The organism is Roseibium album, assembly GCF_965233825.1.
Classification (GTDB): Bacteria; Pseudomonadota; Alphaproteobacteria; order Rhizobiales; family Stappiaceae; genus Roseibium; species Roseibium album.
In genome coordinates this window covers 5,896,607-5,922,297 of record NZ_OZ247583.1, presented here as the reverse complement: position 1 = coordinate 5,922,297, position 25,691 = coordinate 5,896,607, and the positions used below count along the sequence as shown (strand labels likewise).

At 56.7% G+C, this 25,691-nt stretch carries 32 protein-coding genes; 17 read left to right on the top strand and 15 right to left on the bottom strand.

Annotation, left to right across the window (positions count from 1 at the left end; all coding sequences use genetic code 11):
* Positions 1-267: 267 nt before the first annotated feature.
* Positions 268-588, bottom strand: coding sequence for a hypothetical protein (locus ACO6TI_RS27265; protein WP_055117512.1), 321 nt, complete (start codon positions 586-588; stop codon positions 268-270).
* 515 nt (positions 589-1,103) lie between these two features.
* On the opposite strand from ACO6TI_RS27265, the gene ACO6TI_RS27260 reads away from it, so the two are divergent.
* On the top strand, positions 1,104-1,583 hold the full coding sequence (locus ACO6TI_RS27260) for an RNA polymerase sigma factor (protein WP_158705504.1): 480 nt from the start codon (positions 1,104-1,106) through the stop codon (positions 1,581-1,583).
* A gap of 49 nt (positions 1,584-1,632) precedes the next feature.
* Here ACO6TI_RS27260 and ACO6TI_RS27255 read toward each other — a convergent pair whose 3' ends face one another.
* From ACO6TI_RS27255 to ACO6TI_RS27205, 11 genes are all read right to left on the bottom strand, one after another.
* Complete coding sequence (locus tag ACO6TI_RS27255) at positions 1,633-2,445, bottom strand: glutathione S-transferase family protein (RefSeq protein ID WP_422383761.1); 813 nt, start codon at positions 2,443-2,445, stop codon at positions 1,633-1,635.
* Positions 2,446-2,471: 26 nt separating this feature from the next.
* Positions 2,472-3,410: a 3-keto-5-aminohexanoate cleavage protein gene (locus ACO6TI_RS27250; RefSeq protein ID WP_422383760.1), complete on the bottom strand. Its 939-nt coding sequence runs from the start codon at positions 3,408-3,410 to the stop codon at positions 2,472-2,474.
* Positions 3,411-3,419: 9 nt separating this feature from the next.
* The gene (locus ACO6TI_RS27245) at positions 3,420-4,442 is read right to left on the bottom strand and encodes a branched-chain amino acid ABC transporter permease (protein WP_055117501.1); all 1,023 of its coding nucleotides are present in this window, start codon (positions 4,440-4,442) and stop codon (positions 3,420-3,422) included.
* Positions 4,442-5,305: a branched-chain amino acid ABC transporter permease gene (locus tag ACO6TI_RS27240; protein WP_108875461.1), complete on the bottom strand. Its 864-nt coding sequence runs from the start codon at positions 5,303-5,305 to the stop codon at positions 4,442-4,444. The genes ACO6TI_RS27245 and ACO6TI_RS27240 overlap by 1 nt, the downstream gene beginning before the upstream one ends.
* Before the next feature lie 85 nt (positions 5,306-5,390).
* Entirely contained in the window at positions 5,391-6,101 is a 711-nt protein-coding gene (locus ACO6TI_RS27235) for an ABC transporter ATP-binding protein (RefSeq protein ID WP_422383759.1), read from the bottom strand.
* Positions 6,088-6,816 (bottom strand): ABC transporter ATP-binding protein, encoded by a 729-nt coding sequence (locus ACO6TI_RS27230; RefSeq protein ID WP_055117496.1) that lies wholly within the window; start codon positions 6,814-6,816, stop codon positions 6,088-6,090. Before ACO6TI_RS27230 ends, ACO6TI_RS27235 begins: the two co-directional genes overlap by 14 nt.
* A 64-nt stretch (positions 6,817-6,880) precedes the next feature.
* The gene (locus tag ACO6TI_RS27225; RefSeq protein WP_104703564.1) at positions 6,881-8,167 is read right to left on the bottom strand and encodes an ABC transporter substrate-binding protein; all 1,287 of its coding nucleotides are present in this window, start codon (positions 8,165-8,167) and stop codon (positions 6,881-6,883) included.
* 42 nt (positions 8,168-8,209) lie between these two features.
* The gene (locus ACO6TI_RS27220; RefSeq protein ID WP_350184595.1) at positions 8,210-9,133 is read right to left on the bottom strand and encodes a 3-hydroxyacyl-CoA dehydrogenase family protein; all 924 of its coding nucleotides are present in this window, start codon (positions 9,131-9,133) and stop codon (positions 8,210-8,212) included.
* A 3-nt stretch (positions 9,134-9,136) separates the two neighbouring features.
* On the bottom strand, positions 9,137-9,937 hold the full coding sequence (locus ACO6TI_RS27215; protein ID WP_055117493.1) for an SDR family NAD(P)-dependent oxidoreductase: 801 nt from the start codon (positions 9,935-9,937) through the stop codon (positions 9,137-9,139).
* Positions 9,937-10,284 (bottom strand): cupin domain-containing protein, encoded by a 348-nt coding sequence (locus tag ACO6TI_RS27210; protein ID WP_055117491.1) that lies wholly within the window; start codon positions 10,282-10,284, stop codon positions 9,937-9,939. The genes ACO6TI_RS27215 and ACO6TI_RS27210 overlap by 1 nt, the downstream gene beginning before the upstream one ends.
* A gap of 66 nt (positions 10,285-10,350) precedes the next feature.
* Positions 10,351-11,190 (bottom strand): cyclase family protein, encoded by an 840-nt coding sequence (locus ACO6TI_RS27205; protein ID WP_422383758.1) that lies wholly within the window; start codon positions 11,188-11,190, stop codon positions 10,351-10,353.
* Positions 11,191-11,368: 178 nt separating this feature from the next.
* On the opposite strand from ACO6TI_RS27205, the gene ACO6TI_RS27200 reads away from it, so the two are divergent.
* Positions 11,369-12,124, top strand: coding sequence for an IclR family transcriptional regulator (locus tag ACO6TI_RS27200; protein ID WP_055117488.1), 756 nt, complete (start codon positions 11,369-11,371; stop codon positions 12,122-12,124).
* Between the two features lie 31 nt (positions 12,125-12,155).
* On the opposite strand, the gene ACO6TI_RS27195 is transcribed toward ACO6TI_RS27200, so the two are convergent.
* Positions 12,156-12,482, bottom strand: coding sequence for a hypothetical protein (locus ACO6TI_RS27195; protein ID WP_422383757.1), 327 nt, complete (start codon positions 12,480-12,482; stop codon positions 12,156-12,158).
* 151 nt (positions 12,483-12,633) lie between these two features.
* Positions 12,634-13,359: a LexA family protein gene (locus ACO6TI_RS27190; RefSeq protein WP_055117484.1), complete on the bottom strand. Its 726-nt coding sequence runs from the start codon at positions 13,357-13,359 to the stop codon at positions 12,634-12,636.
* A 163-nt stretch (positions 13,360-13,522) separates the two neighbouring features.
* Between ACO6TI_RS27190 and ACO6TI_RS27185 the strand changes: the two genes are divergently transcribed.
* From ACO6TI_RS27185 to ACO6TI_RS27170, 4 genes are all read left to right on the top strand, one after another.
* Positions 13,523-13,879, top strand: a complete 357-nt coding sequence (locus ACO6TI_RS27185; RefSeq protein ID WP_196877228.1) for a hypothetical protein — start codon at positions 13,523-13,525, stop codon at positions 13,877-13,879.
* Complete coding sequence (locus ACO6TI_RS27180) at positions 13,879-14,295, top strand: hypothetical protein (protein ID WP_108875456.1); 417 nt, start codon at positions 13,879-13,881, stop codon at positions 14,293-14,295. The genes ACO6TI_RS27185 and ACO6TI_RS27180 overlap by 1 nt, the downstream gene beginning before the upstream one ends.
* Positions 14,296-14,457: 162 nt before the next feature.
* Entirely contained in the window at positions 14,458-14,622 is a 165-nt protein-coding gene (locus tag ACO6TI_RS27175) for a ribosome modulation factor (RefSeq protein ID WP_158510405.1), read from the top strand.
* Between the two features lie 116 nt (positions 14,623-14,738).
* Positions 14,739-15,122, top strand: a complete 384-nt coding sequence (locus tag ACO6TI_RS27170) for a DUF6362 family protein (protein ID WP_196999699.1) — start codon at positions 14,739-14,741, stop codon at positions 15,120-15,122.
* A gap of 17 nt (positions 15,123-15,139) precedes the next feature.
* Here the strand turns inward: ACO6TI_RS27170 and ACO6TI_RS27165 are convergent, their stop codons facing one another.
* Positions 15,140-16,054: a LysR family transcriptional regulator gene (locus tag ACO6TI_RS27165; RefSeq protein WP_422383756.1), complete on the bottom strand. Its 915-nt coding sequence runs from the start codon at positions 16,052-16,054 to the stop codon at positions 15,140-15,142.
* Between the two features lie 117 nt (positions 16,055-16,171).
* On the opposite strand from ACO6TI_RS27165, the gene ACO6TI_RS27160 reads away from it, so the two are divergent.
* From ACO6TI_RS27160 to ACO6TI_RS27110, 11 genes are all read left to right on the top strand, one after another.
* Positions 16,172-16,771, top strand: a complete 600-nt coding sequence (locus ACO6TI_RS27160) for an amino acid synthesis family protein (RefSeq protein ID WP_104703574.1) — start codon at positions 16,172-16,174, stop codon at positions 16,769-16,771.
* Positions 16,743-17,522, top strand: coding sequence for an alpha/beta fold hydrolase (locus tag ACO6TI_RS27155; RefSeq protein ID WP_422383755.1), 780 nt, complete (start codon positions 16,743-16,745; stop codon positions 17,520-17,522). The genes ACO6TI_RS27160 and ACO6TI_RS27155 overlap by 29 nt, the downstream gene beginning before the upstream one ends.
* Complete coding sequence (locus tag ACO6TI_RS27150) at positions 17,519-18,442, top strand: flavin reductase (protein WP_422383754.1); 924 nt, start codon at positions 17,519-17,521, stop codon at positions 18,440-18,442. Before ACO6TI_RS27155 ends, ACO6TI_RS27150 begins: the two co-directional genes overlap by 4 nt.
* A gap of 2 nt (positions 18,443-18,444) precedes the next feature.
* A complete protein-coding gene (locus ACO6TI_RS27145) occupies positions 18,445-19,479 on the top strand; it encodes an LLM class flavin-dependent oxidoreductase (RefSeq protein WP_104703577.1) in 1,035 nt (344 codons plus the stop codon).
* Positions 19,480-19,488: 9 nt separating this feature from the next.
* Complete coding sequence (locus tag ACO6TI_RS27140; protein ID WP_422385338.1) at positions 19,489-20,958, top strand: aldehyde dehydrogenase; 1,470 nt, start codon at positions 19,489-19,491, stop codon at positions 20,956-20,958.
* Positions 20,959-21,130: 172 nt separating this feature from the next.
* Positions 21,131-21,820: a GntR family transcriptional regulator gene (locus ACO6TI_RS27135; RefSeq protein ID WP_104703578.1), complete on the top strand. Its 690-nt coding sequence runs from the start codon at positions 21,131-21,133 to the stop codon at positions 21,818-21,820.
* 17 nt (positions 21,821-21,837) lie between these two features.
* Entirely contained in the window at positions 21,838-22,854 is a 1,017-nt protein-coding gene (locus ACO6TI_RS27130) for an ABC transporter substrate-binding protein (RefSeq protein WP_055117463.1), read from the top strand.
* Between the two features lie 84 nt (positions 22,855-22,938).
* Positions 22,939-23,706, top strand: a complete 768-nt coding sequence (locus tag ACO6TI_RS27125) for an ABC transporter ATP-binding protein (protein WP_196900074.1) — start codon at positions 22,939-22,941, stop codon at positions 23,704-23,706.
* Positions 23,699-24,523, top strand: a complete 825-nt coding sequence (locus ACO6TI_RS27120) for an ABC transporter permease (RefSeq protein ID WP_196899911.1) — start codon at positions 23,699-23,701, stop codon at positions 24,521-24,523. The genes ACO6TI_RS27125 and ACO6TI_RS27120 overlap by 8 nt, the downstream gene beginning before the upstream one ends.
* Positions 24,524-24,991: 468 nt before the next feature.
* Entirely contained in the window at positions 24,992-25,516 is a 525-nt protein-coding gene (locus ACO6TI_RS27115) for a hypothetical protein (RefSeq protein WP_196916361.1), read from the top strand.
* Positions 25,513-25,662 carry a hypothetical protein gene (locus tag ACO6TI_RS27110; RefSeq protein WP_196877238.1) on the top strand — a complete coding sequence of 50 codons (150 nt, stop codon included), beginning with the start codon at positions 25,513-25,515 and terminating at the stop codon, positions 25,660-25,662. Before ACO6TI_RS27115 ends, ACO6TI_RS27110 begins: the two co-directional genes overlap by 4 nt.
* Positions 25,663-25,691 lie beyond the last annotated feature (29 nt).

Genomic DNA, 25,691 nt, shown 5'->3' with positions numbered 1-25,691 from the left:
AGCGAAATGTTATCGCCATGCCGTGCGCAATCGCGTTCCTCATGGCGACGGGGAAGCCAGGAGACCGCTCCGGCTCGTTACCTGATTATGTTTTGGGTCAAATCCGTTGGTAAGTCGCAGATTGCATTTATGAAAACAGAAAGGCCACGCAGATAGCGTGGCCCTTTCTTGTGAACAATCCCTCCAGCGAGGAACCTTCCTGTTTGCTCGGCCGCTTTAAATGCTGCCGATGTCAGAGGATCCTTTTCCTGTCCTCATACTGACGACCTAGTTACGTGCGCTAAGAGCCCGTGCATTGTCAGCCTGCAAACGGCGGACGGAAACCGGCGTGTTGCCGTTCAAGTCGCCATAGGCCTGGTCGGCATAGTCTGCGAAAACACCTGCATCAGCGCGATTGCCTTTTCTGGATGGTGCGCGGAGCTGGCTGCTGTTGACGCTGCGCTGGCTGTCGGTGAAAAACACCGGCTCATCACCATTGGAGTCGCCGTAAATACCGCCGAGATCAATTGCGTTCGCCGTGCCAACGAAAGCGCCGGAAACAAAGACTGCGGCCAGAAGGGAAGTGATCAGTTTCTTTTGAGTGCGCATGGTTAAACTCCTGTTTGAATTGAATTCGGTAATCGCGATGCCTTTCCGTATACCCGGTGTCTGCATTGCGCTTACAACATAAGAACGTGCTGGATCGTAATAGGTTCCGAATTTTTTTAAAAAAATGGATGCTTTATTATATGATCTCACTACAAATGTAGAATTTTGGATTTTTTTACAGAAATATCCAATTTTTTATTTATGTGATATATGTCACTCTTCACGTTTTACTTGATGAGTAGAGTTTCGTTGGTTAATTTGGGTGAATTCGTTGAAGTGTGCCGCCCGGGGAACGCGGCGGGGCCCGCGATTGCAAATTTTCTTCAGTCAAAACCGGGTGTTAGAAATTTTGGATTTTTCTTGTTCACTTCAAGTAACAAACTTGTAAGCACTTATGTGATCGTGTTTTTTTCTATTGGCAATCAACTCATGATGAACTTGCTTTGAAGTCCATAAAATAGTTTGGCAGTAAACATTACATGCGGGTCACCCAAGCAGCCTCAAGGGAGGGCGAGATGACCCGGATGGAAAACAGTTTCACACAGGACCTGCAGTCGGAAATTCCACATCTTTGGCGGTTCGCACGATCGATTGCCGGCACGACGGAAGGTGCGGACGACCTGATGCAAACGGCGCTTGAACGCGCATTGCGCAACCGGCACCAATTTGTTCACGGCACAAAGTTGCGGAGCTGGCTGTTTGCCATTGTCCGCAATGCGCAACTCGACGAATACCGAAAGACCGAACGCCGCGGACATCATGTCCCGATAGAGGAGTGGTACGAGCAAGCCTCGTTTGCACCGGCACAGGAAAAATATGTCGAACTGGGCGATGTCGCCAGGAGCATCGAGGGTCTTCGACCTGAGGAACGGGATGTTCTAGAGCTGTGCGTGTTCTCCGGCCTGTCCCATGATCAGATCGCAAGCCAGATGGGCGTCGCTGTCGGGACCGTGAAAAGTCGTCTTTCCCGGGCGCGTCAGGCATTGGCGGCCTAGGTTTTCCGCTCGATTTGCCATAGCCATATCAAGGCTTGAGCGGCCGTCATCAGTCACTCAAGCTGCCAAATGCCCGGATGTCTGTACCGTTGATCCGGCGCTCGGCCGTGTATTGCGCAAATGCTCCGGCCACTTTTTCATTCTGCCAGTCGAGGAGCGCTTTTTTGTAGCTCGGACGGCCGGCAACCCTGCGAAACCATGATTGTAAGTTCGGTACCCGCTCGAAGGGCCAGTCCATGAGGCTGAACCGGTGGACATTCGGCATCCAGGCGACATCGGCCAATGAAAAAGTGTCACCTGCCAGAAACTGCCTGCCATCCGAGAGCCGGTCGTCCAGTATCCTGAAAGCTTCGTCGGTCCGCGTCACCGCTGCATCGATGCGGGATGTTTCGAATCCTGCCTTGTAATCCCGGCGGAACTGCTTGAGCCACTCATTCTGATGGTTTTCCTGGAAGGCATCGAAACTTTCCTTCGAACTGCGTTCAACGCCCTTGAACAGAAATTCAAACGTCAGCAGCTTCAGATCGACCTGGGCCTTGTCGGCCAACTGCAAAAGGTCCTGCGAAGTGGAATTGGCAAGATCGGAGCCGGGCTGGGCGATCCTTTGGATGATGTCGACGCTCTCGATGAAGAGCCGCCCGTCGTCGACAAAGGCCGGGACCAGTCCCTTTGGGTGTATCGCCTGGTATTCGGGTGACGCATGCTCGTCTCCTGCCAGGTCGATCAGATGGCTGGTGTAGTCCTTGCCCGTCTCCGCGAGCACGATACGGACCCTCTGTGAGCAGCTCGACATCGGGGCATGCCATAAATGCAGGCCTTCAAGGTCCTTGAGATACCGTTTCTTCGGTTCGATCTCCGGCATTTGCTTTTTCTCCTTCCGCTGCGATATCAAAACGCGACGCGGTCTCCGCCTTTCAGATCCAGCATCTCTCGTGCCTCGTCCGGGGTCGCGACTTCGCAACCAAGATCTTCCACGATGCGCCTGATCTTTGTGACCTGCTCGGCATTGGACTTGGCCAGTTGGCCTCGTGCGATCATGAGACTGTCTTCCAGGCCGACCCGCAAGTTGCCACCCATCTGGCTCGCGGTGGTCGCGAAGGGCATCTGCGCACCACCCGCACCAAGAACGGACCATTGATAGTTGTCACCGAACAACCGGTCTGCCGTGCGCTTCATGAAGATGAGATTATCGATGTCAGGTCCGATACCTCCCAGAATGCCAAAGATGAACTGGATGAAGACGGGTGCCTTGAACAGGCCGGCATCCATACAGAATTTCAGATTGTAGAGATGTCCGACATCGTAGCACTCATGCTCGAATTTGACGCCATGCGTTCCGCCAAGTTCGTTGGCGACGTAGCGGATGTCCGCGAATGTGTTCCTGAATATGTAGCCCTCGGAGTTGCGGATATAGGCTTCTTCCCAGTCGTATCTGAATTCCTTGATCCTGTCCGCGATCGGATGGAACGAGAAATTCATCGATCCCATGTTGAGCGAGCACATTTCAGGTGATGCCCATTTGGCGGGTGCGATCCGCTCTTCCATGGTGTTCACTAGACTGCCGCCGGTCGAGACATTCACTACCGCGTCCGTTGCCTGCTTGATCACCGGCAGGAACGCCTTGAAGTGATCCGGTGCGATTGAGACGGATCCGTTTTCGGGATTGCGCGCATGCAAATGCAGGATGGAGGCACCGGCCTTGGCAGCCCCGATTGCCTGATCGGCGATGTCTTCCGCGGTAAAGGGAAGCGCTTCCGACATTGTCGGGGTGTGGATGGCGCCGGTGATGGCGCAGGTGATGATTGTCTTTTTCCGTTTGCGGGCCATCTTTGCTTCCTAACTGTCCGATTTTTCTTCAACAACTCGACGTGAGAGCGGGAACAATTCAATGCCGGTCCTGTCCTTTACGAAGCCCCAAATGCCTCTTGGTGCCTTCAGCATGACGACAATGGCAACCAGTCCCAGGATCAGGAGATAGGTGGTGCCCAGGTCTGCAAGCGTCTCGCGGAGGAGAAAAAACACGATGACGCCGATAATCGGACCTTCGAGCGTGCCGATGCCGCCGATGACGACTATGAAAATTACGAACGCCGTCCAGTCATTTACGCTGAACGCGGCGTCAGGGGAGATGCGCAGTTTCTGCAGAAAAATCAGCGCTCCCGTCGAAGCTGTCAGACCGGCGGCGATGACGTAAACAAAGAACTTGTGACGCCAGATGTCGATGCCGAAGCTGTTTGAAGCGACCTCGCTGTCCCGGATGGCGGTCAGAGCCAGGCCGTTGCGGGAACGCAGGAGCAGGTAGATGACGGCGATCACGATTGCGGCCATGCCCAGCGCCAACCAGTAGGTTGTTGCTTCGCGCATGGAGCGGCTGGACGCCATGGAGCGGACGATCGCCACTGGAAGGCTTGTGCCGGATCCTCCACCAAGGGCGGAAACCTGGGCGAAACTCAACCGAAATACCTCCGCAATCACCCAGGTGCCGATCGCGAAATAGGCGCCGCGCAATCGAAAAATCAGGACCGCGACGGGAATGGCAACAAGCGCGCCGAGCAGACCCGCGATCGGGATTGCAGCGAGCGGAGACAGGCCGGCGAACATCGCCAGCGCGAAGAGCATGTAGCCACCGAAACCGACAAACGCCTGTTGTCCGACGGAAACGAGCCCGGCGTATCCCGCGAGCAGGTTCCAAAGGCAGGCGAGGGACAGATAGAGGAAGATCTCGCTCAACAGGCGCATGTCCGCCCGTCCGGCCCACCAGGGAGCCGCAATCAATGCGGCCAGCACCAGAATGCCTATCCCCGCTGCAAAGCGGCTTGCGGGAGATGATCTCGATATCGTGTAGTTTGCTGAGGTCATCAGTCGATCCGTGGAAACAGGCCGCGCGGTTTCACCGCGAGCACGATCAGGAAGGCGATATGGCCGGCGAGGAGTTGCCAACCCGGATTGATCTGGGCGCCGATATTCTGGCTGACACCAAGGATGATGCCACCGATCATGGTGCCCCACAGGTTGCCGAGACCGCCGATGATGACCGCTTCAAAGCCAAAGATCAGACGGCCTGGCCCGATCGAAGGGTCGAAACTGGTGCGGATGCCGAGAAAGACACCGGCAATGCCGACAACCGCGAGCGAAAGCGCCATGGCAAGACCAAAGACGTGAGCCTTGTTCAATCCCATCAGCTGAGCGATGTCCTGCTTGTCGGAGACGGCACGGAAGGCCCGTCCGAGCGCTGAGCGATAAAAGACCCACTGCAGACCCGCGATCACCGCGACCGACACGCCAAACATGACAAGGGGCAGTACTCCGACGTTCAGGTTCCCCGGAAGCGCAAGGCTGGCGGTTTCAATTGCGCCTGCGTTCATTTTTTGAGGGTCAGCGCTGTAGATTTCGAGTAGCCCGTTCTGAATGATCACGGACAGGCCGAAAGTCACCAGCAGTGGCGGCAGAATGTCATCGCCCAGGGTCTGGTTGAGAACTCCGCGTTGCAAAACATATCCGATGACCGCCATGACAGGCACAACGACGACAAGCGTCAGAAGCGGGTTAACACCGAGCGCGCTGGTGGTCGACAGGGCCAGGAACGCAGCCAGGACAATGAAATCGCCATGGGCGATATTGACCAGGCGCATGACACCGAAAATCAGGGACAGCCCTGCTGCGAACAGCGCGTACAGACCGCCAAGAAGGACCCCTTGAACGATTGCGTTGATCCATTCCATTTCAGAGACCTTTTGAGAAAATGTCAGGAACCCGGTCCGGGAATGTGGATTGCCAATCTGGCGTGGTGGTCTGTTCTTTCATGTTTCAGACTCCGAAATAGGCGGCGCTGATCTGTTCGCGCGTCAGTTCGTTCGAGCGGCCTTCCAGCGATATCCGGCCCTTCTGCATGCAGTAGACCCTGCCGGCGACGCTCAAGGCCTTGGCAATGTCCTGCTCCACGATGACGGCGCTCATGCCTTCGCCGATGATGTCCGGCAGGACCTCGTAGATCGACTTGATGATGATCGGGGCAAGACCCAGACTGATTTCGTCGAAGAGGATGAGTTCCGGGTTCGACATGAGTGCGCGGCCGATCGCAACCATCTGCTGCTGGCCGCCGGATAGTGCCGTTGAGGGAACGGCGCGGCGCTCCTTGAGGATCGGAAAGAGCCGGAACACCTTTTCCAGTTCCCAGGGACCCTTGCGTCCGATCTGGCCGCCGATAATCAGGTTTTCCTCCACGGAAAGCGACTGAAACAACTGACGCCCCTCCGGCACCATCGCGATGCCTGTCCTGGCTACCTGGTCCGCCCGCAGCGCGCCGATCGGAGTATTGCGGTAGGTGACCATGTCGGGCCTGTTGGCGAGCAATCCCGTGATTGAGCGCATTAGGGTCGTTTTGCCTGCACCGTTTGCCCCGATGATCGCGATTACCTCGCCAGCGTGAATGTTGATGTCGACACCGAACAAGGCCTGAAAATCGCCGTAGTGGGCGTTGAGTCCATGGGTGGACAGAAGTGACTCAGGCATCGGCATCCACCCCCATGTAAATTTCCTGAACTTCGCGGCTCGCCATTGTTTCCTTCGGATCGCCCTCGGCGATCTTCCGTCCGAAATCAATGACGATCAGCCGGTCGACAACCGATAGAAGGGCGTGAACGATATGCTCGATCCAGATGATCGATATTCCGGTGGCACGGATTGTGTTGATGGTCTCGACAAGAGACAGACACTCGTTTTCCGTCAGGCCTCCCGCGATTTCATCCAGCAGCAACAGTTTAGGTTTGGCGCAAAGTGCGCGCGCAAGCTCCAGTCTCTTGCGGCCAAGCAGCGTAAGAGAGCTTGAAACATCGTTCGCCTTGTCGATCAGGCCGGTGAGTTGCAGCATCTCAAGGCAATATTCGTCAGCTTGTTGGGCCGGCATCTTGGCGCCATGGGTTGCAGCGACCAGAACGTTTTCGAATACGGTCATCCCGGCGAATGGCTGCGGGATCTGAAAGGAGCGCGCGATGCCTGAGCGACACCTTCTGGCGGCAGACAATCTGGTGATTTCATCGCCGTCGAAGAGTATCTGTCCGTGATCCGCCCGGACCGTTCCGGTGATCAGGTTGAACATGGATGTCTTGCCGGCACCGTTGGGACCGATCACGCCAAGCGCTTCACCGTGTTCGAGCTGACAGGTGAGCTTGTCGGCCACTGTTATAGCGCCATACGACTTGGACAGATCCCTTAATTCAAGAACGGGCGCCATGAAGATCCCTTGACTGGAACAAAGATGGACGGCGCACGGCCAAAGGCCGCGCGCCGGAGGTTCGTTACGACAGCAGTTTCAGCTTGCCCGTTGTGGGAATTTCGGGCGCACTGTGATTTGACGTAATGACCAGTTCCATTCCATTGGCGCCTTTCTGCCATTGTCCGGCAACGAGAGGCGTCTTTGAGACATTCTTGACCGGACCGAAACCCCAGTTGACGTGACCGACGACTGTCGGCAGGTCCGTTGCCTGGATGGCTTCCAGAATGGAATTCGGGTCGTCGAGATCAGCAGTGCGCCTGATGACGTCCGTTGTGACCTCGAAAAGCGCGTGTTTGAAGCCGATCGGCTGGGTCCAGGGTCTGCCGGATGCCGCGACATATCCGTCCGCCAGCTGCCGGGCGGATTCACCCGTCAAAGAGGACGAGAAAGGATGATCGGGCGTCCACCAGATTTCGGAAGTCAGTCCGTCGCCGCGGTCACCGAGAGATTCAATAACGGAAGGAAAGAGCAGGGCCTTGCCGATTGTAACGACCTTTGGCTGGAATCCTTGCTGGGCGGATTGGGACCAGAAGGTTGCGAAGTCGGGCGGGATCATGTTGCCGGTGACGATCTCGCAGCCGGCCTCCTTGAAGGCCGAGATCTGAGTGGAAAAATCGTCTGTCAGCGGCTGGTACCGGCCCGGGTCGGTCAGCTCGAAACCACTGCCGATCAGGGCGGGCGGGAAACCGCGCTGGTCGTCACCCCAGGCGTTGCCGTCCGCATCATTGGGGAACAAACCGCCAACCTTGCGGGCGACACCTGCTTCTTCCCAGAGGGCGAGGAATGCCTTGATGACGTCTTCCAGTCCCCAGAAGAAGTGGTACGTATAGTCAAACCCCTGGGCCGGGTCGCCGTTCCGACCAAAGAAGTATGGCTGCCAGGGACAGTCCGTCGTGATGCAGGGAACCTCGTTGAGCTCGGCCTGATCCGATATCGGGTTTGTCGTATCGGGTGTCGACGCGCCGACGAGAATGTCGACTTCATCACTGAGGATCAGTTCGGAAGCGACCTCGGCAGCCCGGTTCGGGTTGGACTGACTGTCCTTGGAAATGATCTCGATCTTGTACGACTTGTTGTTGTTTTCAACACCACCAGCGAGCGCCTTTTCGATGCCGGCCAAAACGAATTCATCAGCTTCCGCAAAACCGGCCAATGGTCCGGTGCGCGGGCTGACGTGACCGATCCGGATGACCGGATCAGCGGCATATGCCCTGGTTCTTGTCAGGATTGCCGGAGCTGCCAGGCCGGCCGTGGCGCCGGCAATGAAGTGGCGGCGGTTAATACCGAATTTTTTTCCCATTAGCGTCATCGTCTTTCCTCCCAGATGCGCTGATCAAGGTCGCAAGGCACATCAACTCAAGATGGTTTCAAGCTTCCGTAAATGAACCGCGACGCGCTGACGGACGTTGTCCGCTTCCTCAGGCGTCCAGCTCTGAAAACCCTCTCCCGATTTCATTCCGAGCTTTCCTGCCTCCACAAGATCGCGCAAATAAGGGGAAGGTTTCGGCCGATTGTCCAAATCGGCCAGAACATTTTCATGGATGTCGAGCGTCAGATCAGTGCCGACCAGGTCGGCATTTGCCATCGGCCCGAGGACAGACAGCCGTCTGCCGAAGCTTGTGTTGACGACCGTGTCGACGTCAGCGGCGGTGCAAACGCCGTTTTCAACAAGGCTGATCGCCTCGCGCCACATGGCATGCTGCAGACGGTTGCCGATGAAACCGGCAACGTCCTTTTCGACGCGGACCGGTGTCTTGCCCACCGACGCCAGGAGATCCGTCATTGCTGTCAGTGCTGCGTCCGAAGTCCATTCGGTCCGGATCACCTCGACCAGCGGGATCATGTGCGGCGGGTTCCACCAGTGGGTTCCCAGTGCCCGAGAGCGGTCCTTGAGATCCGCCATGATCGTTGTGATCGGGATTACGGATGTATTGGATGCAAAAATGCAGTCTTTTGACGCAAAGCGCTCGACATCGGCGAACAAGGCGCGCTTCAGTTCGGGTTTTTCCGGAGCTGCCTCAAAGACAACGTCCGCGTTGGCTACACATTCGGCGAGTTCCGTTCCGGGCGTGATGCGGGCGATGGCTTCGGTGGCCTCGTGATCAGCCAAACCGAGTGCCGTCAAGCTGGCGCGCACACGCTCCAGCAGTGAGTCGAGACTGGCAGGAAAAGCGTCGTAGACAAAAACGTTGTGTCCGGCACGAGCGAATGTGAGCGCAATTCCATGTCCCATGAGCCCGGCGCCCAGGACCGCAATGTTGTTTGTGTCCTTCATCACCTATCCCGCCGTGTAGCCGCCATCGGCATAGAGAATGTGCCCGGTGTAAAAGTCCGATGCCCTGGAAGACAGGAACAGAAGCGGACCGATGAGGTCCTCCGGTTCGCCAAGGCGACCTTTGGGGACGCGGGCGAGAAAGCCGTCGCGGAAACCCTTTGCCAGTTCGTCGTCTTCAAACATCCAGGCCGTGAGGGGAGATCGAAAAACGGTCGGTGCAATTGCATTGACCGTGATGTTGTCGGCGCCCAGTTCGCAGCCGAGGGCCTTGGTGATGCCGTCCACGGCCGCCTTCGACGCGCAATAGGCCGTGTATCCCGCGGGATGGCCCAGCAGGCCCCTGGCCGATGAAACCAGAACGATCTTGCCACCTTGCGGTTGCGTCATCATCTGCGAGGTGGCAGCACGCGCCAGCAGCCAGGACTGGGTCACATTCGCTTCCATGACGTTCGAAAAGTCTTCCGGGGTCAGGTCGTTGATTTTGGCAACCTTGTTCATGCCGGATGCGACAACAAGGATATCAAGAGAGCCATGATGCGCGACGCAATTCTCAACCATTTCCGCGCAGACTTCCGCGCTGGAAGGGCGTTTGTTGACCGTCTCGACTGCCGCGCCCTTGGCGCGACATTCTCCGGCGATCTTTTCGAGTGCATCACTGTTTCCCGCCGCCAGCACGAGATCGCAACCAGCGCCCGCAAGCGCATTGGCAGCAACCGCGCCAAAAGCGCCTGTGGCACCGGTTACAAGGGCGACCTTGCCCTTGATATCGAACAATTCGAGCGGATGGGTCCAGACATCAGCCATCAATTTGCCTCCGGCGGGTAGGGAATGACGACGAGCATCGTGCAGACGTGATTGGAGCGATTTTCGATTGAGCGAACTTCGTTCGGTGCGATCGTGCAGCTGTCGTATTTTTTCAGCACTGTTTCGGCATCATTGACCAGGACGGTCATTTCACCTTCCAGGACGACATAAACTTTCTCGAACGGGGTCGAATCCGGTCCGGCGCCACCGCCCGGAAGAAACTGGCTCAGGCCGATCCATTGATTTTCCGGACCACCATCTTCAAATCCCTGAAGGCGCAAGCCGACCACGCCCCTGTGATTGGGCGCCTCGTATGGCTGTGCGTCGTCAAAACGCTTTACGTGCATCGCTTCCTCCCAGACGCGGCAATAGAGACCGCCAGGGTTGCCTGGCGGTCCTGTTGTTTCAGGTAATCAGAACTCTTCGCCGGGCTCTATGCGGTACTGTTGCCCGCGATCGGTCATTGCGACGAGACGAATGATGCAGCCGTCTCCGCGATCCCAGTTCCATGGAAAGAAGGCAAATGTGCAGCGTTTTCCGGTGACCGCATCAAGATCACCGCCGACATTTTCAATGCCGAGAATGCCGTTGGAAAAGAGCGTGTTGTGAACCGGTTCCCACTCGGGAAAATCGTCTTTCCAGTCGCGACCGCCTGACCATTCAAGGTATTCGGCTTCAAGGTGTGGCATGATCGGCCCGTTCCGTTGCGGTCCGATTGCCGTTGCCAACGGGTGATCATTGGCCTGGGTGTCGTGCCCGACGACCTTGACGCCTTTCTCGACCATCCAGTCGGCAGCCGAGGGAACCAGTCCAGGGCAATAGGCGAAGTAGTCACCGTCCTCATACTGCTTGTGCCAGCCGGTGTTGATGATCAGCACATCGTTCTTGCGGATGGCATGGCCGCAAGCCTTTTCCAGATCGTCGCCGGTGATCTGCTCCCACTTTTGCTTGGGAATCGAGACCACGAGTCCGGAGCCGAAGAAATGCGGCAACGGAACCTCGTCGATAAAGGGTGTGCCCTGAACGACGTGTGCAGGCGCATCAATATGCGTGGTCACGTGCATCGTCGTCGTGATGGTCTGTGAGAGCACGCCGGATTTCGCCATGTAGTGCTTCCGGTCGATCTGGACATCCTGGAAATAGGGCCAGTTCGGGCACTGAAAGCCGTAGCGGTGGGACAGGTTGTAGAATTCAACGCCCATATCATTGTTCAGGTTTTCCTGAAACTCGATGCCGCGAATAGTCACTGACATATGTGTTCCTCCCGTCAGTCAGTGTATCACTGTATTGCTAAACGGTACAGATGCATCATAATGCGGTCAATAGGAAATCTCGACATAGACCAGAATTTGACCTATATGCTGCATTCAGCGCTGTGCAGAAAGGCGAATCCGGGGTCCGGTTGGAGGGGGCAAAAAAGTGGTTTTGACGATGGAATCAGAAAAGAAAATACAGACAAATCAAGGTGTTCAGGTTATTTCACGGGCAGCCGAAATTCTGCGAGTCTTAAAAAACGACAACACGGGACTAAGCCTGGGGCAGATTGCCGAACGTGTACATCTGCCCCGCTCTACGGTACAGCGGATCGTCAACGCCCTTCTTACGGAACGCCTCGTCATGTCCTCATCCGCTGAAGGTGGACTTCGTCTCGGTTCGGAAATTCAGTCGCTCGCCGCGGCCGGCCGTGTCAACATGACGGAACTTGTTCATCCTGTTCTGACGGATCTCGCGAAGCGGACAAAGGAGACGGTGGATCTTGCCGTCTTACGAGATGATCATATGGTGTTCCTGGATCAGGTCGTCGGTACGCATCGGCTCCGGACCGTTTCTGCGGTCGGCGAGGTTTTTCCGATGACGGATACGGCAAACGGCAAGGCTGCCTTGTCCTTGTTTGAAGATGATCGTGTCGTTGCAATTGCCAGCCGCGAGCTGAAGAATGCCGGCCAAAGTCAGCGTCCGCTGTCCGACTTTCTCAAAGAGATTGAAGACATCAGGGAAACAGGTATTGCCTGGGATCTGGATGAGCATACACAAGGTATCTCGGCAGCCGGATTTGCCTTTCAGGACCCTGTCGGTCTGGTCTATGCCATCTCCGTGCCGGTTCCCTCACATCGATTTGCTGGATTGCGAGAAAGTCTGGCCAAGCAGCTTCTGGGCGCACGCGAGGCGGTGGCAAAGCTGGTTTGACAATTTGCAAACCCCTCAAAACTGTTTGTGATTAGGCCGCAATGCGGCGCGCCACGCCTGCCAGTTGGCCGTCAATTCGTTCGCTGCGATAGCCGACGTTTTCCCCGGCCGGGTCATTGTCGCTGTCTTGCATATCCGGGAAGGCTGCTGACAGGACGTCCTCGGTGATGTCGCTGCACCAACCCTCGACCGGATTGAATTCCAGAATCGCTTTGACCTGTTCGAGCTGTCCGGTCTTGATGTCTTCCACGAGTTGACGTTTGTGCATGTCGGCCAACTCGAGCTCTGGCGTGTACAAGGTCCTCCCTAGTTCGCAAACAACAGAGAAAAAGGATGTATCGAGATTGAGTTTCATCATGCGCCTCCTTCAAATCAATTTCAGTTTATACGCAAAATACGTACAAAGCAAGGAATTTGAATGAATATGTACGTGAATGCGTACGACAGGCGCATGGCTTCGAATCTGGAACTCCCGTGCATCCAGCGGTTTTCAGAGCTGTTTGTCCAAATCAGAGTGGCTTAAAGACCATGATTATCTTGGCCTTGATCTTGACCTCGGTATGGTCAACATCACCTTCCCGGTAGAAGATCGTGTCCTGAAATCTCGGGTCGTCCGACTCCGGCATCAATTCTGATTGGCCATTCAGGCTGACAAGGCGCTTGGCTGTGCGTTCGATGGTCATGCCATTGTCGCGTGAGCGCTCGACCAATACGAGGTCGTTTTCCTTCAGTTCTATTCCTGCGGCGAGATAGTCAACGCACAAAAGCAAATCACCATTGCCTGCAATTCTATTGAGGGACTCCCCGCGTACCCTGACAACAAACTGCGACTGGGCGGGAAAGCGAATATCATAGGATATTGTTGATTCTAATGAATTTTCAGTTTCGAAAAGTGCCGCTTCCATCCAAAGCCCGGCTGCGACCTCGCCGACGATGGGGACGCCTGTTTTCGGCAGGTCCGGCGTCTTGCGCTGAATCTCGGCAACCGAACCGTCGGCAAGTGCGAGGACTTCTTCGCGAGTGATCGCGGGGTCGCCCCTGCCGGGAAGGACAGCCAGCAATTTGCTGATGAAATTCGCAGGCAAGCCAGTTTCCGGATAGTCAGACGAAAAGTAACGCTGAATAGACGAGGCCTGGGAATATCCCATTTCACGAGCGATCGCCCGAAGGGAGAGGCTCGACCTTTCCTTCAGTTTCTGAAGCTTGTGATGAAGGGATCGTTCTTGTTCGTCCATGTTGCCGGGTGCCGCAAGTTGTTCATGATGTCCTTTTTTCTTTTACCGTATGAATTCTGCGTTGACAAGTGTACGTGAAATACGTACGATATTTTGACTGACTACGAAAGGCAAAAGGAAGCCGGGAAGTGTTTGTTCAACAACAATGCAAGAGGACCAATTGGTGAACGGACTTAAAGAGCAAATCGAGGAAGCCATGGATCGAGTGGCTCACTGCCGTTTGCGCGCCGAACGGCCGTGCGCGCGCCTGGAGGATGAATATGCGTTGGAAAAGGCGCGAACCCGCCTGCTGACGCTGGAGTTGCGTTGTTTGAGATCGGAGCTGAAATCCACTGATGTGGCCAGGCAACGACATCAGGGCGGTTCAGAAAGAAGCCGTCACGATGCCAAGGATCGTTCCGAAGTCGGGAAAATCATGAGAACAAAACATAAACATCTTAGCTTGAGTGCACGAGAAAGAGCCGAAGCGTCTTTTGCTGCCCTGCAACATGAAGTCGGAAAAACCACGGAGGACCGCTGATGACGTCAGGTGGGCAGGTGGACAGGATTGCGGCTGAATTCGGTATTCATTTCGTATCAGCCGCAAAGCGCATCGAAGGTCCGCACCAGTCCAAGGCAAGGCGCACCTGCGACACCTTGCTGAGGAAACACGGTGCAGGACATCTTCGCCTGGTACTTGGCTTGATCAATACACCCTCCAACCGCGGCAACTGGTCCGCGCCGGTTCTGACAGCCGTCTCCTGGCTGGTTTTGAACAAGCCTGATCTGGTCGAACACCCGACGTTCGTAACGTGTTTCGATCGGTTTGATCTCGAAGCCCTGTTGACACGAGCAAAAGAAGTCAACCCGAGCGCGCCGACAATCACTCTCGCTGTGTTGCTTTCATACGAACTTGACCGATCAATCAGGGTGGAAATACGGGGGAAAGCGGCGTGAGGATGGTTGTCATGCAGGGAAAGTTGGCTACATTTTCTTCTTCAATCACTGGCTGTGTAGAGCGCCTGGAAAAAGTCGCGCTATTGGTGTGGAGTGCTGCGCGGCCGGTGGAGACAAAGGGCGGTTGCCGGAGGCAAATCCTTGCAATCGTCGGTGGGGCAAATGAATACGTATCAGACAAAAGCGCAGGTCCATGCCTTCGAACGTGGCGTGGAGGCATACCAGAAGGGCAAGTCGCAGACCGACAACCCCTATCCGCGTCAGGCCGACTATTTCGAGTTCTGGGAACAGGGGTATCAGAAGGCTCGGGAATCGAACGCAGATTAACGACGGCTCGCCAAAGTCGACCGACCGGATATCCGGTACGATCGGCGATCTTCAAGTTGGAATAGAGCTCACCTTCCGGGTTTTATGAATTCCAGCTTGCAGAAAGGATCGTAGACATGTGTGAAGCCAATCTATCCGTGGTTCCTGATCAGGTTCTGGAGCGGCTGATCGAGGCTGTTGAAGTGGTCGCCGTGACGGGCAAGGGGGATGGTCCCAAGTCCATTCTTTCCGCCTGGCCGGATTACCGGAGAAAGATTGCGCGGCGGCAGAAAACGTTTCCGCCACATCAGATATCGCGTGCAGAGGAAGCCCTGACCTGGTTTTCTCTGATTGAAGATCCGGACAGTCGCCGGGCGCTGCAGTTTGAAGTTATGTGCAAGGCCGGCGGCGGAAAATTCAGCAGGATATGCGAGAAATACGGCTGGAAGCGGAGTACCGTTACAAGCAGGAACCGCGTGATATTGCAAAACCTGGCTTGCCGGCTCAAAACGGCGGTCTGACTGTCGATTGGTTTCCTTCAACCGGGGAGATCGCAAAGGTCGCCCGGTTGAAGTCCGGCCTGCTTCCTGGAACTGCCGGCCGTATAATCACCGCTCACAGATGCGACAATCCAGTCCCTGAAGGTGAGGGCGGCCTTCGTTTTCGATTTTACCGTAAGGAAATAACTCTCATTGGCCGCGATCGAGACCTGGTGAGCCTGTTCAATCAGGCCTTGCTGCATCGGCGCGGTCGCAAGGAGTTTGTGAACGAGACATGCACCGTTGCCGTAAATAGCCATCTGAAGGGCAGGTCCGTAACTATCCACGAACAAGGATGGCGACAACGACGCGACATCGGCTGCCTGCGCCCAAGGTTTCCAGCCGTCCGAGGTTCCGACGGCTTCGATCAACGGCAGATTTTCGATCTTACCCTTCAGATTGGGGGCTTTCAGGGCAATCAGTCGGTCGGACCCCAGCAGTTCGGCGTCAAACCCTGCCTGTTTTCGAGACCCGAAACGAATTTCGACGTCAGCTGCGGTCTGCGTGAATTCGTCCGGCCACACGGCACCGATCAACCGAAGCAGAACATCCGGGTGGCATTTGGTGAATTCCGGGAGCATCGGGGCGATGACCCACTGGATGACGCTGATTGATGCGGAAACCGTGAGCAAGTCCGAAGTCTGGTCAGCCACGAAGGCGCCGGTCGCGCTGGTCAGTGTTGCCAGTGCGGTATCCACTTGTGGCAGCAGTCGGCGACCATGATCTGTGAGGGCAAGACCCCGCGCCTTGCGTTCGAAAAGCAGGACGCCAAGACGAGTTTCCAGAGATTTGACTTGTTGGCTGACTGCGGACTGCGTCATGCCGATTTCATCCGCTGCCGCCGTAAAGCTCAGGTTTCTGGCGGCGGATTCGAACGCGCGAAACCAGTTCAAGGGTGGCAGTGTGCGTGCCATGGTCAAGTTACCTATAAGTTGCACTAATACCTAAGGCTGAAAATCATTCGTTTGTTCCAAATGTCAAGGCGTTCGATAGTGGTTTGATCAGCCTGGAGGGGCAAACGGAGGACGGGAATGGATCCTGACATCAGGAAAATTGTGACCTTTGACGAGGAAGTGCTGACCGAAGGCTTCAAAAAAACGGATACGCCCTGGCGCATGTTTGCGGTGGCGGCTGTGGTCCGCAACCCCTGGGCCGGACGTTTTGTCGAGGACCTGACCCCGGAAATCCAGGCCTATGGGCCGGTTCTTGGCAGCCTTATGACGGAACGGATGATCAAACTGGCCGGAACCGGAGATGCTATCGAGGCCTATGGCAAGGCCGCGGTCGTCGGGCTCGATGGAGAGGTGGAGCACGCGTCCGGCCTGATCCATACGCTGCGCTTCGGCAACCACTACCGGCAAGCAGTCGGGGCAAAGTCATATCTGGCATTCACCAACACGCGCGGCCCCGCCAACGCGCCGATCATGGTTCCGTTGATGGACAAGAACGATGCCGGGCGGAGGTCTCACTATCTGACCATACAATTCGCAATTCCCGACGCTCCGCGTGCTGACGAGATCGTCGTCGTGCTTGGTGGCGCGACTACCGGCCGGCCGTTTCACCGAATTGGCGACAGGTATCAGGACCTCAAAGAGATGGGCCATGATGTGGACAACCCGGCAGCGGTCTGAGACGGGCGGTCTTGCGCTTGTATCGACGGGGTCAGGACCTCGCGTTCTGCTGATCCATGGTGTCGGCCTTCGGGCGGAGGCCTGGAACGCGCAAATTGCCGCGTTGTCCCAACGTTTCGAAATACTGGCTCCGGACCTGCCCGGACATTGCGGCAGCGCAGAACTGCCAGGTGAGCCGGCATTGCAGGCTTATGGCGACCGGATCGCCAGCCTGCTGGACCGGCCGGCTGTTGTTGTTGGACATTCGATGGGCGCCATGATCGCGCTGGATTTGGCCTCGCGATATCCGGGGCAGGTTCAAGGCGTTGCCGCCCTGAACGCAATCTACATGCGAAGCGGAGCTGCGCAGGCTGCGGTGCGCGCACGCGCTGCGGGTCTCGATGGCGTCAGTGTTTCCGATCCGTCTGCCACGCTCTCCCGCTGGTTCGGCGAGGCGCAGTGCCCGGAACGCAATGCCTGCCATGCCTGGCTTTCCGATGTGAATCCGGGTGGGTACCGCACCGCCTATTCTGTCTTTTCCAATGAAAACGGTCCACGCGACGCGATGCTGAAAGCGTTGCAATGTCCGGCTCTTTTCATGACGGGTGGCCGCGAGCCGAACTCCACTCCGGCGATGAGCCGCGCAATGGCCGGTCTTGCTCCCGATGGTACGGCGCGGATTGTCAAGACGGCGGCCCACATGATGCCGATGACACATCCGTCGGAAGTGAACCGTGTCCTGCTAGATTTCGCAGAGGGATGCCAATCATGAGTGCAATCGATCCGCGTGACCTGCGGGATGCCTTCGGGCGGTTCATGACCGGTGTTACCGTGGTTACGGGGCTGGATGGAGATGGCACTCCCGTCGGCTTTACCGCGAACTCCTTTTCCTCGGTTTCGCTTAACCCGCCTCTATTGCTGGTGTGCCCGGGCAAGTTCCTGTCGAGCTTCAATGTGTTTTCCGCATGCAGGAATTTCTCTGTCAGCGTTCTGAGCGAAGGCCAGGAAGATGTTGCCAACACCTTTGCCGGTTACAAGGGCGACCGGTTCGCACGGGTGGCTCATACATCAAACTCACACGGGGTGCCGGTGATAGACGGTGCGATCGCGGCGTTTTCCTGCAAGACCCATCAAGTCATACCGGCCGGCGATCATATTGTTCTCATTGGTGAAGTTACCGAATTCCAGCAGGGTGAGGGACGGGGACTTGGATATTCAGGGGGGCAATTCTTCAGTCTCGGCCTGGAGCATCAGGCGCGTGATCCAGGTGCCAGCAAGAATATCTGCGGTGCGCTCATTGAGGTTGAAGGAGGCGTTCTGCTGAAGCCATCGCCGGATGGCTACCGGCTGCCCGAATGCGTTGCGCCTGACCGGACCGCCCTGAGGGAGTGCCTGAAAGAAGAGCTGAGCCACCTGGGAACCGATGTTGAACTTGGACCGGTTTTTTCTGTCTTCGACGACCGGTCGAAGGAAGTCCATTTTGCCTACCTGCTTGGCAAAGCGACTTCCGTGAATCCGGTCAGCGAGTATGAACGCATTCCGTTTTCCGACCTTGCCGGCCTCACATACAGTTCGTCCGCGACCGCACGTATGTTGCAACGGTTTGCGGAAGAGGCCCGGACACGCAATTTCAATCTCTATCTCGGTGATCTGGTCTCAGGCGAGACCCACCGGCTGAATGAAAAGGCCTGACCATGGAATTTTCCCTTTTTGCTCACATGGAGAGGTTGTCACCGGACGAGCCGCACGCGAAGCTCTATGAGGATTTTCTGGCGCTCTGCAGGACGGCCGACGATGGCGGCATGCGGGCGATCTGGACCGGTGAACATCACGGCATGGAATTCACCATAGCCCCCAACCCGTTCCTGTCGCTGGTCGACCTCGCGCACCACACAAAAAATGTGCGGCTGGGAACCGGCACGATCGTCGCTCCGTTCTGGCATCCGATCAAACTGGCCGGCGAAGCGGCCGCGGCCGACCTGATGACGGGCGGCCGGATCGAACTTGGAATTGCCAGGGGCGCCTATTCCTACGAATACGAGCGGATGATGCCGGGAATGGATGCATGGGAAGCCGGCCAGAGGATGCGCGAGACGACACCACTCCTAAGAAAGCTCTGGCAAGGAGATCACGCTCACGAGGGAGAGTTCTTCAATTTTCCCGCAAGCACCTCATCACCGAAACCCGTTCAGGAAAACGGACCTCCGATCTGGATTGCAGCGCGGGATCCGAACAGTCACGAATTCGGTGTTCACAACGGCTTCAATATCCAGGTCACGCCCCTATGGCAGGGGCATGATGAAGTGGAAACGCTGATGGGCCGGTTCAACGACGCCTGCGCGTCCTGGGATGGGCCCAGGCCCAAAATCATGCTGCTGCATCACACCTATGTCGGCTCCGACAGCGATGATGTTCTCAGAGCAACGCGGGAACTCTCTCGTTTTTACTGTTACTTTGGCGCATGGTTCCAGAACAAGCGCCCGGTGTCGCAAGGCCTGATCGCCGAGCTTTCGAATGAGGAATTGGCGGCGAACCAGATGATGGCGCCGGAGAACCTTGCCAGGGACCTCACGATCGGAACGGCGAGTGAGGTCATCGACCGGATCAAGCGCTACGAGGACCTCGGCTATGACGAGTTTTCGTTCTGGATCGACAGCGGCATGAGCGCGGAGCGCAAGCGCGCGTCGCTCAGCCGCTTCATCGACGATGTAATGCCGGCGTTCGGCTGAGAGGACATGATGCAGCATTATCAGCTTTTCATCGACGGCAGCTGGACGGATGGACGTACCGGACAGGTGATGTCGTCGCAAAACCCGGCAACAGGGCAGGACTGGGCGACATTTGCCTGCGCAGCAGCTGAGGATGTCGATCGGGCTGTTGCCGCCGCCAAGCGCACGCTGGCTGATCCCGGATGGCGGGACATGACCCAGACGGCGCGCGGCAAGCTGCTTTACCGGTTGGCGGAACTGATCGAGGAACGTGCTGCTCACATCGGTGAAATCGAAACCACCGACAGCGGCAAGTTGCTCGCCGAAACCGCCAGCCAGACAAAATACGTCGGTGACTACTACCGCTACTACGCAGGCCTTGCAGACAAGATCGAAGGCCAGGTTCTTCCGATCGACAAGCCTGACATGCATGTGTTCACACGGCGCGAACCTATCGGTGTCGTTGCTGCGATCGTTCCCTGGAATGCCCAGATGTTTTTGACGGCAACCAAGCTCGGACCGGCTCTGGCAGCCGGATGTTGCGTGGTGTTGAAAGCCTCCGAAATCGCTCCGGCGCCAATGCTGGAATTTGCGCGGCTGATCGAAGAAGCCGGTTTCCCGGCCGGCGTCGTTTCGGTGATCACGGGGGACGCGGAAAATTGCGCCATTCCGCTGACACGGCACAAGGATGTCGACAGGGTAGCTTTCACCGGCGGCCCAGAAACCGCGCGGCACGTGGTGCGCAATTCTGCGGAAAATTTTGCGGTCACCACGCTCGAGCTCGGTGGCAAGTCTCCCATTCTTGTGTTTGAGGATGCGGATCTTGAAGGGGCCGCCAACGGTTTGATCGCCGGCAATTTCGGTGCGTCCGGACAGAGCTGTGTCGCCGGCACCCGCGGACTGGTTCAAAGACCGGTTTTCGAAGAACTGGCAAGACGAATAGCCGAGAAGTCGGAAGGCATTGTCGTCGGCGATCCACTTGCGGCGTCGACCCATGTCGGACCGCTTTGCACCCGCGCACAGGTAGAAAAGATCGGGGCGACCCTCGAGGCAGCCAAATCGCAAGGAGCCCGGATACGGTTCGGCGGTGCGCCGCTTGATCGGCCTGGCAACTACATGGCTCCGACGCTTGTGGAATGCAAAACGCCCGAGACCGAGACACTTCAGGTCGAGATGTTCGGTCCCGTCATGTCACTCCTGCCTTTCGACACCGAAGAAGAGGCAATTGCACTGGCAAATGATACGCCATATGGCCTTGGATCGGGTGTCTTCACACAGAATGTGGCGCGGGCCCACCGCGTATCTTCTCGGCTGAGGGCCGGGATCTGCTGGGTGAATACCTATCGGGCCGTTTCCCCGATCGCTCCCTTCGGTGGGTTCAACCAGTCCGGATATGGCAGAGAAGCGGGGCTAGAGGCGATCCTGGATTACACACGGACCAAAACGACCTGGATCAACATATCTGAAGCACCCATGAGCAATCCGTTCGTGATGCGCTGATATCATCCGTCGCTGTTCGTGTCTTGAGAGCGAACGGCGGCACGATCCCCAAGCAATCTGTCTAAAGCTTAATTTGCAATCCAGATAGTGCCGGTGTCATGTGGTGCTGCACTTGACAGAGCTTTGTCGATTATCGAAAAAATATCCAACTTTTTCGTAATTAAGGCACAGAATGCTTTTTGGTGGACGCAATAGTGATGACGAGACGGTTGTGGCCATGCTCGCCTCGGCGATCCGCCGCGACATCTCTTTCGGTGTTCTTCCCCCGGACGAAAAGCTGAAAATCGAAGCGCTCCGCCAAGCCTATGGCGGGTCCAACCACTCCATGCGCGAGACGTTGAGGATGCTGTCGGCGGAAGGTCTGGTCGAGGCGACCAGCCAGCGCGGGTTTCGAGTGATGTCCGCGACGCAGGAAGATCTGGAAGACATTCTGCTGATGCGGATCCAGACCGAGAAGCTTGGTCTGTCGCGGGCGATGGAGCGCGGGGATGTCGCATGGGAATCCAGAGTGGTTGCCGCCTTTCATGCGCTCAGCCGCGCGGAAGCAGCCGTCGTCGCGCAACCCGAGGATATCACCGCGCTGGAATGGGACGAAGCCTGCCGCGCAGCATCGGAAACACTTTTGTCCGCTTGTGGTTCGCGCCGGCTCATCCAGATCGCCGGAAAATTCTACAATCAGTCGCGCCGGTTCCGTCTTGCGCTCTTGCGTGAAGGCCGGATCGACTTTCTGGAACGAGCAGACCGGTTGGAGAGGCTTCAAAGAGCCGTTCTCAGCCGGGACGAGGTGAGTGCACTCGCGCTGCTTGAAGAAGACATTCGCGCCGATCTCGGTGCAGGCAAGACAACAGCAAGAACGCAATGAAACGGGAGGATTGAAAGATGAAATTCAACAGACGCCAGACCCTTGGCCTGATGGGGGCAGCTGCCGTGACGAGCCTGGCCGCACCGGCCATTGCGCAGAACAGGAAGATCGTGGTGGGCGCGCTGCGCTTCACTTCCCATTCCGGCAGTTTCATTGCACTTGAACGCGGATACTTCAATGATGCGGGCCTTGATGTCGAGTTGAAATTCTTTCAGGCGGCGCAGCCGATGGCCGTGGCGATCGCGTCCGGCGATGTCGACTATGCGGTAACTGCCGTGTCCGGCGGCCTGGTTTCGCTCGCCGACAAGGGAGCAATCAAGGTGATCGGCGGTGCGCTCAGCGAAGAAAAGGGCATTGATGGCCAGAAAATCCTGGCGTCAGATGCAGCATTCAAGTCTGGCCTCACGTCACCTTCGCAGCTCGGTGGCAAAACGTTCGGCATGTCCACGGCTGGATCGTCCTTCCACTACATGGGCTCGAAAGTCGCCGAGGCCGAGGGCGTCGAGATGTCCTTCAAGCCGCTGCAAAAGGTTGGCGCAATCATCGGGGCACTCAAATCCGGGCAGATTGATGCCTGGTCGATCGTGCCGCATATTGCCAAGCCGCTGGCCGGATCAGGTGCCGTTCACATTATCGGAAATATCTCGGACTACCTTCCCGGCTACCAGGTGACGACGGTCTTCACCTCGGCAAAGAATGCCGCCGACGAGCGCGACCAGACCAAAGACTTCCTGACCGGGTTCGGCAAGGGAGTCAGCGACTACAACTCGACCATGATCGACAAGGCCGGTGGCGATGCCGGCGTCAACGAGATGGTCGATCTGATCCACAAATACGTCTACACCGACCGTCCGCGCGAAAAGGCTGCGCCGTCCATCATCAACGGCACGATGCGGATAAACGAAGGTTCCAAGCTGAACATTGCGTCCCTGCGCGACCAGCTGGAGTGGTTCCAGGCCGAAGACCTGGTCGGCAAGGACATCACGCTCGACACACTGGTCGACGGAAGCTACGTCGAAACATACGAAGGCTGAGCATCAACGCAGCGAGAACGGTGGCCGAAAATGGCCGCCGTTTCGTCTCATGCGGGCATGTTGTCAGGCAGCTATCGGGTAGGCATGGATATCAAACTGGACGGCATCAGCCATCACTATGGTCATACCGAAGTGCTGCGAAATATCTCGTTGGACATCCCCGCGGGACAAATCGTTTGTCTGGTCGGTCCATCGGGATGCGGCAAATCCACATTGTTGCGTCTGATCGGCGGTCTTGAAAGGCCCGGCAACGGCCGCGTGCTTCAAGTCGGCGTACCGCCTGCCGACAGCCTCAACCCGCTGACCTTCGTGTTCCAGGATTTTGCACTGCTGCCCTGGCGGTCCGTGAAGGGCAACGTCTCGCTTGTGCTGGAGGATCACGGCATTCGCGGCAAGCGCTCCAAGGCAATCATCGATGACGTGCTGAACCGCACCAAACTTGCCGATTTCGCCGATGCGCTTCCAAAGCAGCTTTCCGGCGGAATGAAGCAGAGAGTGGCCATTGCCCGTGCGCTCGCGGTCAACCCGGCCGTCATGCTGATGGACGAACCGCTCTCGGCGCTCGACGCGCAAACACGCGAATTGCTGATGGACGACCTGGTCGCCCTCTGGACGCGCCAGCCCTTTACCGCCGTCTATGTAACGCACAACCTGGCTGAAGCCGTGCGGCTTGGCCATACGATCGTGGTGCTTTCGCGCCGTCCCGGGCGGATCCGGGAAATTATCAGCATCGATACACCGATCAGTGAGCGCCGGGCCGGCGACCCGGTCTGTCAGCGCAAACACGACCATCTGTGGGAACTCATGCGCGAGGAAGCGCGAGCTGCGGACGAGGAGCTGATCGATGGCTGACACGGGGGCGGGGAAAAAACGTGATGGTGACGGGCCGATCGAAGTGCGGTTCCGTGGCGGCGGATTTGCACCCAGGTCACTGCGCTGGGTTGGTGTCGCGGTTTTCGTCGTCCTGATCGCGATGGTCCAATGGGGCACCGAGAGTGGCTGGATTTCCGCGTTGACGCTGCCCAAGCCGACAGATGTGCTGGCAACCTTCCGAGAGCTGTGGGAAAGCGGTCTTCTGTCCAAGCATCTGCAGCCGTCGCTGACCCGTCTTGTTATCGGAGCAGCACTCGGGGCGAGCACCGGAATTGCGATCGGTGTTCTGATCGGGCTGTTTTCCTACGCCCGGGCGGGACTGGTGCCGCTGGTCGCAGCTATTTTTCCAATCCCCAAGATTGCGCTCCTGCCGCTTTTCGTGATCTGGTTCGGCATCGATGAGGGCTCGAAATACGCGCTGATCGCCTTCGGTACCTTCACGCCGACCGTGGTTGCGACCTATGGCGCGGTGGACAATGTCGATCGCTCGCTGATCCGCATGGGACAGAGTTTCGGGCTTTCCTGGTCCTCGATCGTGCGCAAGATCGTGTTGCCCGGCGCGATGCCGGGTATTCTTTCGGGACTGCGCATCAGCCTTGCGATTGCGATCATTCTTCTGGTCGCGGCGGAAATGCTGGGCGCGGAATACGGCATCGGCGCCTATATTCTGGAAGCCGGGTCGCTATACGATCTGGAGCGTTTGTTTGCCGGTGTGGTTATCCTGTCGCTGCTGGGTGTTCTCGTCAGTGCGTTGATCGGCTTCCTGGAAAAACGGCTCCTCGGTTGGAGAATTTGAAAAAACATCTTCTACGCGCTCAACACAATATCTGGGCTAATATCTTGTTTTGAAATTACTTTTCCGACCGTTTGGTCTGAAAACACACTTCAGACATCTTCGTCTGATGGACGCTTCGTCAAAACAGGGCTAAAACAGGCCTCATCACGGTACATTGGGAAAGTGCGGGCAGGATCGCACGACACAGGAGAGCAGCTTTTTCTGAGTTGCGCGAGCGGCTGCACGCGCATTGGTTGCAATTAAGAACAATTCATGAACATATTGCAGCGGCAAGACAGGATTGGTTCTGATGGCAGGTTTAGAAGATATCACCGGTTAATCGGACAAACTTCGTGCGCTCGACCCAATAGGTGGCATTCCGAATTTAGCCGAAAGAGCTGATGCTTGAATTGATCTTTTTGTGTGTGCGCACGTTTTTAAGAGCACTAGAACGAAAAAAGAATTCAAGACATTCCACGGAGCGAATGAATGGCAAGTATCAACAACATCGCCGGTTGGCGGGAAGAATATGAATATCTTGAATATGGTGACGACGACACCGACTATGATGCCGGGATCTACGATCCCGTCATGGACGATTGGTTTGCCCATAAAAACAAGTTTGTCCATGGAATGCCTCCCAAACCCCCGATTTCCCAGGTTCTGCATCTGGTTGAAGTGATGCTCGGCAATGAGGAAACGAGAAGTGCCATGAAGGAGCTCTCCGATTGGTGGGACCTTTTGGAAAAAAAGGGTCCCTTCGAAGATGACGATCCTGAAATGGCTCTTTTTCCCGATGAGGCCGTCCAGTTGCTGATCGAATTCTGGCAGTGGTTCTGTTTCAAGGCGGGGTATCCTCATCTTGGCCAGGTTTTTGACCACGTCGCTACAGAAGTCGCTGATGAGATTCTGCAGGGTCGTCTTCCCGGTGTTCATGCACGCGAGACCGAGGAATATCTGCTTCAGAATTTCAGCCTTTTTGTCAGCGCAGATGATGAAGGGGCGTCGCAATGAAAAAGCAAAAGGTGGTCCTCCTGGACCAGGCTCAAATCGGAACAATTCTCAAGTCGGGCGGGTTTGCGGCTCTTGATGCCGTCGTCGGGCGCGGCGACAAGTTTCTGCTCGTCGAGCAAGCAATTTGCCCTGAGGTTGCGCTCTAGAACAATTCGCGAACATATTGGTGTTGACA

Excerpts from the sequence above, each read along its gene's own strand:
- ACO6TI_RS27245 (WP_055117501.1), bottom strand. The coding sequence starts at position 4,442 with ATGACCTCAGCAAACTACACGATATCGAGATCATCTCCCGCAAGCCGC.
- ACO6TI_RS27155 (WP_422383755.1), top strand. The coding sequence starts at position 16,743 with ATGATGTGGACAACCCGGCAGCGGTCTGAGACGGGCGGTCTTGCGCTT.
- ACO6TI_RS27195 (WP_422383757.1), bottom strand. The coding sequence starts at position 12,482 with ATGATGAAACTCAATCTCGATACATCCTTTTTCTCTGTTGTTTGCGAA.
- ACO6TI_RS27230 (WP_055117496.1), bottom strand. The coding sequence starts at position 6,816 with ATGGCGCCCGTTCTTGAATTAAGGGATCTGTCCAAGTCGTATGGCGCT.
- ACO6TI_RS27170 (WP_196999699.1), top strand. The coding sequence starts at position 14,739 with ATGTGTGAAGCCAATCTATCCGTGGTTCCTGATCAGGTTCTGGAGCGG.
- ACO6TI_RS27220 (WP_350184595.1), bottom strand. The coding sequence starts at position 9,133 with ATGAAGGACACAAACAACATTGCGGTCCTGGGCGCCGGGCTCATGGGA.
- ACO6TI_RS27205 (WP_422383758.1), bottom strand. The coding sequence starts at position 11,190 with ATGTCAGTGACTATTCGCGGCATCGAGTTTCAGGAAAACCTGAACAAT.
- ACO6TI_RS27130 (WP_055117463.1), top strand. The coding sequence starts at position 21,838 with ATGAAATTCAACAGACGCCAGACCCTTGGCCTGATGGGGGCAGCTGCC.
- ACO6TI_RS27140 (WP_422385338.1), top strand. The coding sequence starts at position 19,489 with ATGCAGCATTATCAGCTTTTCATCGACGGCAGCTGGACGGATGGACGT.
- ACO6TI_RS27115 (WP_196916361.1), top strand. The coding sequence starts at position 24,992 with ATGGCAAGTATCAACAACATCGCCGGTTGGCGGGAAGAATATGAATAT.
- ACO6TI_RS27240 (WP_108875461.1), bottom strand. The coding sequence starts at position 5,305 with ATGGAATGGATCAACGCAATCGTTCAAGGGGTCCTTCTTGGCGGTCTG.
- ACO6TI_RS27180 (WP_108875456.1), top strand. The coding sequence starts at position 13,879 with ATGACGTCAGGTGGGCAGGTGGACAGGATTGCGGCTGAATTCGGTATT.
- ACO6TI_RS27145 (WP_104703577.1), top strand. The coding sequence starts at position 18,445 with ATGGAATTTTCCCTTTTTGCTCACATGGAGAGGTTGTCACCGGACGAG.
- ACO6TI_RS27160 (WP_104703574.1), top strand. The coding sequence starts at position 16,172 with ATGGATCCTGACATCAGGAAAATTGTGACCTTTGACGAGGAAGTGCTG.
- ACO6TI_RS27175 (WP_158510405.1), top strand. The coding sequence starts at position 14,458 with ATGAATACGTATCAGACAAAAGCGCAGGTCCATGCCTTCGAACGTGGC.
- ACO6TI_RS27215 (WP_055117493.1), bottom strand. The coding sequence starts at position 9,937 with ATGGCTGATGTCTGGACCCATCCGCTCGAATTGTTCGATATCAAGGGC.
- ACO6TI_RS27125 (WP_196900074.1), top strand. The coding sequence starts at position 22,939 with ATGGATATCAAACTGGACGGCATCAGCCATCACTATGGTCATACCGAA.
- ACO6TI_RS27120 (WP_196899911.1), top strand. The coding sequence starts at position 23,699 with ATGGCTGACACGGGGGCGGGGAAAAAACGTGATGGTGACGGGCCGATC.
- ACO6TI_RS27110 (WP_196877238.1), top strand. The coding sequence starts at position 25,513 with ATGAAAAAGCAAAAGGTGGTCCTCCTGGACCAGGCTCAAATCGGAACA.
- ACO6TI_RS27190 (WP_055117484.1), bottom strand. The coding sequence starts at position 13,359 with ATGGACGAACAAGAACGATCCCTTCATCACAAGCTTCAGAAACTGAAG.
- ACO6TI_RS27250 (WP_422383760.1), bottom strand. The coding sequence starts at position 3,410 with ATGGCCCGCAAACGGAAAAAGACAATCATCACCTGCGCCATCACCGGC.
- ACO6TI_RS27235 (WP_422383759.1), bottom strand. The coding sequence starts at position 6,101 with ATGCCGATGCCTGAGTCACTTCTGTCCACCCATGGACTCAACGCCCAC.
- ACO6TI_RS27135 (WP_104703578.1), top strand. The coding sequence starts at position 21,131 with ATGCTTTTTGGTGGACGCAATAGTGATGACGAGACGGTTGTGGCCATG.
- ACO6TI_RS27150 (WP_422383754.1), top strand. The coding sequence starts at position 17,519 with ATGAGTGCAATCGATCCGCGTGACCTGCGGGATGCCTTCGGGCGGTTC.
- ACO6TI_RS27165 (WP_422383756.1), bottom strand. The coding sequence starts at position 16,054 with ATGGCACGCACACTGCCACCCTTGAACTGGTTTCGCGCGTTCGAATCC.
- ACO6TI_RS27265 (WP_055117512.1), bottom strand. The coding sequence starts at position 588 with ATGCGCACTCAAAAGAAACTGATCACTTCCCTTCTGGCCGCAGTCTTT.
- ACO6TI_RS27225 (WP_104703564.1), bottom strand. The coding sequence starts at position 8,167 with ATGACGCTAATGGGAAAAAAATTCGGTATTAACCGCCGCCACTTCATT.
- ACO6TI_RS27210 (WP_055117491.1), bottom strand. The coding sequence starts at position 10,284 with ATGCACGTAAAGCGTTTTGACGACGCACAGCCATACGAGGCGCCCAAT.
- ACO6TI_RS27260 (WP_158705504.1), top strand. The coding sequence starts at position 1,104 with ATGACCCGGATGGAAAACAGTTTCACACAGGACCTGCAGTCGGAAATT.
- ACO6TI_RS27200 (WP_055117488.1), top strand. The coding sequence starts at position 11,369 with ATGGAATCAGAAAAGAAAATACAGACAAATCAAGGTGTTCAGGTTATT.
- ACO6TI_RS27255 (WP_422383761.1), bottom strand. The coding sequence starts at position 2,445 with ATGCCGGAGATCGAACCGAAGAAACGGTATCTCAAGGACCTTGAAGGC.